The 6244-nt window shown below is 65.8% G+C and carries 6 protein-coding genes and 1 pseudogene; 3 read left to right on the top strand and 4 right to left on the bottom strand.

Annotation, left to right across the window (positions count from 1 at the left end):
- Positions 1-70 precede the first annotated feature (70 nt).
- Both BGN95_RS06605 and BGN95_RS06600 read right to left on the bottom strand, forming a co-directional pair.
- On the bottom strand, positions 71-448 hold the full coding sequence (locus BGN95_RS06605; RefSeq protein ID WP_286772024.1) for a hypothetical protein: 378 nt from the start codon (positions 446-448) through the stop codon (positions 71-73).
- A gap of 266 nt (positions 449-714) precedes the next feature.
- Positions 715-1125: a (R)-mandelonitrile lyase gene (locus BGN95_RS06600; RefSeq protein ID WP_286772023.1), complete on the bottom strand. Its 411-nt coding sequence runs from the start codon at positions 1123-1125 to the stop codon at positions 715-717.
- 125 nt (positions 1126-1250) lie between these two features.
- Between BGN95_RS06600 and BGN95_RS06595 the strand changes: the two genes are divergently transcribed.
- Positions 1251-2210: a LysR family transcriptional regulator gene (locus BGN95_RS06595; protein WP_286772022.1), complete on the top strand. Its 960-nt coding sequence runs from the start codon at positions 1251-1253 to the stop codon at positions 2208-2210.
- On the opposite strand, the pseudogene BGN95_RS06590 reads toward BGN95_RS06595, so the two are convergent.
- Positions 2161-3046 (bottom strand): annotated as a pseudogene (locus tag BGN95_RS06590) (LysR family transcriptional regulator). The gene BGN95_RS06595 and the pseudogene BGN95_RS06590 overlap by 50 nt on opposite strands.
- A 129-nt stretch (positions 3047-3175) precedes the next feature.
- Between BGN95_RS06590 and BGN95_RS06585 the strand changes: the two are divergent.
- Both BGN95_RS06585 and BGN95_RS06580 read left to right on the top strand, forming a co-directional pair.
- Positions 3176-3949 (top strand): SDR family oxidoreductase, encoded by a 774-nt coding sequence (locus BGN95_RS06585; RefSeq protein ID WP_179512540.1) that lies wholly within the window; start codon positions 3176-3178, stop codon positions 3947-3949.
- Positions 3950-4299: 350 nt separating this feature from the next.
- Positions 4300-4983, top strand: coding sequence for an HdeD family acid-resistance protein (locus BGN95_RS06580; RefSeq protein WP_286772021.1), 684 nt, complete (start codon positions 4300-4302; stop codon positions 4981-4983).
- A gap of 344 nt (positions 4984-5327) precedes the next feature.
- Here BGN95_RS06580 and BGN95_RS06575 read toward each other — a convergent pair.
- Positions 5328-6244, bottom strand: a 917-nt coding sequence (locus BGN95_RS06575; RefSeq protein WP_286772020.1) for a HipA domain-containing protein, incomplete at its 5' end; no start/stop codon positions are given.

Raw genomic sequence — 6244 nt, 5'->3', positions numbered from 1 at the left:
GAGACATGATAACCCTCTGATTTCGCGCAAAGAAAAACCGTCCGAAGCCGAGGCCCGGAACGGTATTTGCTCAGCGGATCGAGGGTGGTCCGGTGGAGGGCGGCGGCGGCGCGGCAAGGCCGCGGCCGATCGCAACCGCCAGGATCGCGCGAGGTAGCGAGGTCGCTGTTGCCGGCGCGGAGAGATCGAGGATCGGCGCCGACGGTCCGTCCAGCGCGACGGTCAGCCCGGAGAAGGTGCAGGGGTGGTCGTTGGCGCTTTTATCCGGCTTGTCCGACCCGGGATGCATCGCCTTGAGCGCGGCGGCGAGCACCGGCGACGCCGCCATCTCGACCGGGCCGGTCCCGCTGCAGATCGACATCTGCCACCCGCGGTCGGTTTCGACCGGCATCCAGCCTTGCGGGATCAGCACGCGCGCCAACAGGGCGCAGGCGATGATCGCCAGCATCCCGATCCGCGTTGATGCGCGTGCCGTGCGGAACCGTGCCGCCATGCGCGTGCCGATGAAGCAAAAGGCGGCGGGACTCAAGGCGTTCGATCACCGCGCCGGCGAGTGCGTCCAGCCGCGGGGGAGGGGGCCCGTAAATCTCTTGTGCTCCCGCGAAGGCGAGGACCCAAGGAGGGGAGACGACCACCCGGCCAGCGCCGGGGGGAAGGGGAAGCAACCTAACGCGCGATACCCTTCTCCTCGAGATCGTGGATCGGGTTCACTGCTCAGCCCTGCGCCAGCGGCGCGAGATATTCCGCGTCGGTCACCTTCTCCATCCAGGTCACCGGCGAGCCGTCGACCGATTCCTGGATGGCGATGTGGGTCATGCCCTCATGCGGGGTCGCGCCGTGCCAATGCTTGTGCTCGGCCGGGCACCACAGCACGTCGCCGGCGCGAAATTCGAGCTTCGGGCCGCCCTCGATCTGCGTCCAGCCGACGCCTTCGGTGACGATCAGCGTCTGCCCCGCGGGGTGCGAATGCCACGCGGTACGCGCGCCGGGCTCGAAGTGAACGATCGCGCCGCCGACGCGCGACGGTGCGGGGCGCTGAAATTGGCCGGTGATCGTGACCTTGCCGGTGAAATAGTCCGACGCGCCGTCGACGGTCTTGAGCTCTGCTTTCCGGGTGATGTCCATCGCGATCGTTCCTTTCTGCATCGGGGCAGCGACCGAACGAATTTAAGCCGTCGGGGCCACGCGGATTAGCGCCCTCGCGCGCAATGAACTGATGAGCTTGCCTCAACAAAGTGGTAACAAGCGCCATGCAGCTCAACCGAACCGATCTCGCGGATTTCCTCTATTTCCTCGCGATCGCGCGGCACCGCAGCTTCCGGCGTGCCGCGCTGGAGATGGGCGTCACGACCTCGGCGCTGAGCCATGCGATGACCGCGCTCGAAGCGCGGCGCGGCGTGCGATTGTTGAACAGGACCACGAGGAGCGTGACGCTGACCGCGGCGGGCGAGGAACTGCGCGCCTCGATCGAGCGGCCGCTGGAGGCGGTGGGGGAGGCGGCGGAGAACCTCAACCGGTTCCGCGATACGCCCGCGGGGCGCGTACGGATCAATGTCCTCGGCGATGCGGTGCCGCTGCTGCTCGATCCGGTGATGCCGGTATTCGTCGCGCGCTATCCCGAGGTGGAGGTGGACATCAGCGTCAGCAACCGGCTGATCGACGTCATCGCCGGCGGCTTCGACGCCGGTATCCGGTACGGTGGCACCGTGCCCGAGGACATGATCGCGCAGCGGCTTTCGCCCGACATCCGCTGGGTCGCGGCGGCGTCGCCCGATTATCTCGCGCGCTTCGGCACGCCGGCGACGCCGCAGGACCTGCACGCGCACCGCTGCATCGGCATCCGGCTCGGCAACGACCAGCTCTATCATTGGGAATTCGAGCGCGGCGAGGAGGCCGTCACGATCGCGGCACCCGGCCCGCTGACCGTCGACGAAAGCCCCGCTGCGATCGGTTTCGGCGTCAGCGGGATCGGCATCATCTATGGCGCGGAACCGGTTCTCGCGCGTTATCTCGACAGCGGCGCCCTGCGGATCGTGCTCGGCGACTGGGCGCCGATCGGCGGCGGTTTCCATGTTTATTATCCGGGGCGCCGGCAGGTGCCGACCGCGCTGCGTCTGCTGGTCGATCTCATCCGCGAGATGCGGCCGCTGGGCCGCGATATCAGGAAGGAAGAAGCTCGCGTTTCAGCAGCGGCTCCAGCCAGTCGATGAAGACTTCCAGGCGCCGCGTCACATTGTGACGATGGGGATAGAGCAGGGTGATCGTCATCGGCTCGGCGCGGTGCGCCGGCATGACCTCGACGAGATCCCCGGCGGCCAGATGATCCTTCACGTCATAGGCCGGGATCTGGATCAGCCCGAGCCCCACGAGGCAGCAGGCGATATAGGCCTCGGCGCTGTTGACGATGACATTGCCGGCCAGCGCGCGCGTATGGACACTGCCGTCGTCGCACCATTCCCAATCCTCAATGCGCCCGGTCGATGGAGACGCATAGCGAACCGCGCGGTGGCCGCCGAGCTCGTCCGGGTGGAGCGGGGTGCCGAATTCGGCGAGATAGGCCGGGCTGGCGACATTGATCAGCGGCAGATTCCCGATCGACCGCCCGATCAGGCCGGAACACCACGCAGTCGATATTCTCCTGGACGAGGTTCACCGCGCGATCGGTCACCCCCAGGCTGATCTCGATATGCGGATAGCGCTGCAGGAAGGCGGGCAGCGCCGGCGCGACGATCAGTCGGCCGATCCGCCCCGGGACGTCGATCCGCAGCAAGCCGCTCGGCCCGGCGACGGTTTCGCGGAACAGCCCCTCGACATCCTCGATCTCGGCGATCACCCGCAGGCAGCGTTCGTGAAGCACGATCCCGTCCTGCGTGGGGGTGACGCGCCGCGTCGTCCGGTGGAGCAGCCGCGCGCCGAGCCGTGCCTCCAGTTCCTGGATCGCGGCGGAAACCGAGGAGCGCGGCATCCCGAGCAGATCCGCCGCGCGGGTGAAACTCGCGCATTCGACGACGCGCGCGAAGATGCGGAACAGGTCGATGCGATCCATCGGAACAGCCTATTGTTCGTTCGCCATGACATGTGATGTCAGAATGGTCGCCTTTATACCACCAATGCCGGCGCTAATCTGGCGGTGACGGAGCCGATCGCGGCTCCCGACCCCATAGGAGGCACGCGCATGACCGACCATAAAATCAACGGCAAAACCATTCTCATCGCTGGGGGCGCCAAGAATCTCGGCGGCCTGATCGCCACGGATCTTGCGGGTCATGGCGCCAGGGCGGTCGCGATCCACTATAACAGCGCGTCGACGGCGGCGGACGCCGAGCGCACCGTGGCCGCGATCCGCGCGGCGGGCGCCGAAGCGCACAGCTTTCAGGCGGATCTCACCACCGCGGGGGCGATGGAGCGCCTGTTCGCCGATGCCAAGGCGGCGATGGGCGGCATCGATATCGCGATCAACACGGTCGGCAAGGTCCTCAAAAAGCCGATGATCGAGATATCCGAGGCCGAATATGACGGCATGACCGCGGTCAATTCCAAGACCGCCTTCTTCTTCCTCAAGGAGGCCGGCAAGCACCTCAACGACAATGGCAAGGTGCTGACGGTGGTGACCTCGCTGCTCGGCGCCTACACCCCTTTCTATGCCGCTTATGCGGGGACCAAGGCGCCGGTCGAGCATTTCACCCGCGCCGCTTCGAAGGAATTCGGCGCGCGCGGCATTTCGGTGACGGCGATCGGCCCCGGGCCGATGGACACGCCCTTCTTCTATCCGGCCGAGGGCGCCGACGCGGTCGCCTATCACAAGACCGCGGCGGCGCTGTCGGCATTCTCGAAGACCGGGCTGACCGATATCGAGGACATCGTTCCCTATATCCGCTTCATGGTCTCCGACGGCTGGTGGATGACCGGGCAGACTATCCTTGTGAACGGCGGCTATACGACCAAATAGGCCGGCTCGCACCGCCTCCTCGCGCATCGCGTGAGGCGGCGGCAAGCGCCGACGATCGATCGCGATCGGGAACATCACCCGATATCGTGCGTTTCCCGAAACGATCGCGTGAGTCGCATTCCGGCGGCCGCGTCGACGCGAGCGACAGAAGAGCCGACGCCTCCCGCACGAGCGGAGGCAGCCGACCCCGGCGTCCGGCGCCTACTGGCTGGCATGAACCGCACGACCTCAAACGACGGGCCGACCGGTCCGCGCGAAGGGCGCGCCCCGACAGACCGATCAACCGTGCCCCGAGGCCGGTCGACGACCCCGATAGCGCGGAAGTTCGACACGATCTTGAGGAGGTTGTGATGGATAAACGATTCGCAAGCGGGACGGAGGCGATCGGTCGGACGCCCGCTGAGCCCGGCGAGATCTCGGTCGAGCCCGAAGATGAACCGTTCAACGAACGCGCGACCGACCATTGGCCGGCGATCGGGCTGAAGGCCGGTGCCGCAGCGTTGCTCGGCATCGCGCTGATCGCCTGGCCGGCGATGACGGTTGCCGTATTGGTCGCGGTCTTCGCGGCTTATTGTTTCGCCGATGCGCTCTTCTCGGTCATCCTTGCGACGCATCACGCGCGGATCGGCTCCGGCTGGCTGGCGCTCGGCGCGGTCGGCCTGATCGACGCGATCACCGGCATCGTCGCGCTTGCCCGCCCCGCGGCAACGGTCGACGCATTGCTCACGATGGTCACCGCCTGGGCGATCATCGTCGGGCTGGCGACGATATTCGGCGCAGGGCAGCTCAGGCCGGATCATGGACGCGGCTGGCTGATCGGCAGCGGGCTGGCCATCTTCTTCGCCGGCGTTCTTCTCGGCATCGGCCCGGCGCTGGGTTTCGAGGTGGTCAAATCGTTCCTCGCCGTCGGGCTGCTCGTGTCCGGCGCCTTTCTGTTCGCGCTGGCCTATCAGCTGCGTCTGCATCGGGGCGATCATCACCACGCGCAACGCCCGGCGTGGCGCGCGGCGACGAGCCACGGCGAGTGGCGATGACGGTTGCGGCGGGGCTGCGCGGGTAGTTGATGGATACGTGGCGGACGATGAGCCGGCCGAGCTCGCTTCAATGGCGCTCGGTGAATTGTGCTGTCTGCTGGATGTTCTGGTGCGCTTACAGGACTCGACTTTGGTCGATAAAATATTGATATTTCTGCGACTTAAGTCGCAGCAAAAGGCCGTGGTCCCACCCTGGTCCACTGCAAAAATCGGTCCGTTTTTCGGCATCGAACCGGCGACGGGGTGGCGGACTCGAACTGGACTCTGCACCGATTCGAAGGGGCGAGTTTGACGCCTTTTGGGCCGGTCCCAGAATGGCGGCTCAACGGCCATATCTCGCCGAGTCAGCCTAGTTCGGCGAACGCGGTGTCCAAACGATCGAGCCGCGCAGCGATTGCAGTTCGGATGCTGTCGTGGATCTCATCAGCGAAATCGCCGGGCATCGCCGATCGGGCAGCATCGGGGGCGCGCTCTGCTTTCTCCCGGACGCCCGCGATCACTTGCTTGATGAGCGTGGGCCCGAGCCCCGCGATCTTGGCCGTCTGCACGAAATGTCGACCTGAAACCTCGTCGACACGATAGTGGCGGCTCTTTCCTGCCGACATTGCGAGGCGGAAGCTGCGAGCATTCAGCTGGTTGCGATCGACGGCGCTTTGCACCGACAGCACGTCGTACATCGGGGTCAGCTTGATCCCGCCGCGCGGTCGCAGAAATATGCTGAAATTCTTGGCGTGGCCGTCCGTCGCCCCGATCAGCCAGAAGATTATCTGGCTGGCCAGGAAATTCATCTGATCGCCCGATGGTTCGTCGCTGGCGCCGAGCAAACGGATAATATCTGCCGCCGCGGGGCCGCCTTCGCTTTGATATTTCTGGGTAGAAGGCACGCCAAGTGCCTGGCAGCAATCCTCCTGCGGTACGCGCAGGAGCTTGCCGTCATTCCGCCACAGGCGGTCGAAGCGCTCGACGACAAGGACGCGGCGCGTACCGAAGTTAGCGATCTCGGTGCGCGCGACGGGCAAGCCGAATGCTGCGAGGAGCGTAAGGCAATAGTGCTCGTTATCCACACTGGCCGTCATGTCGATCATGCCGGTCGACGTCGGTATCTCGCCGAGCTGGGGTTTCAGGATATGCGTCGTCGGCGTGGCGCCGATCGGTCGCATCCATTTCCCCTTGTAGCGCAGGAGAGCGGTTTTTTCCTGGGCGCCGGCAATCGAGATCCGGAATTCCTGTTCGGGATCGATGCCGAGTGGCGTGCCCTTGA

The organism is Sphingomonas sp. 66-10, assembly GCF_001897045.1.
GTDB lineage: Bacteria > Pseudomonadota > Alphaproteobacteria > Sphingomonadales > Sphingomonadaceae > Sphingomonas > Sphingomonas lycopersici.
The sequence above is the reverse complement of the archived record's forward strand: the minus strand, read 5'-3'. Positions and strand labels throughout refer to the sequence as shown.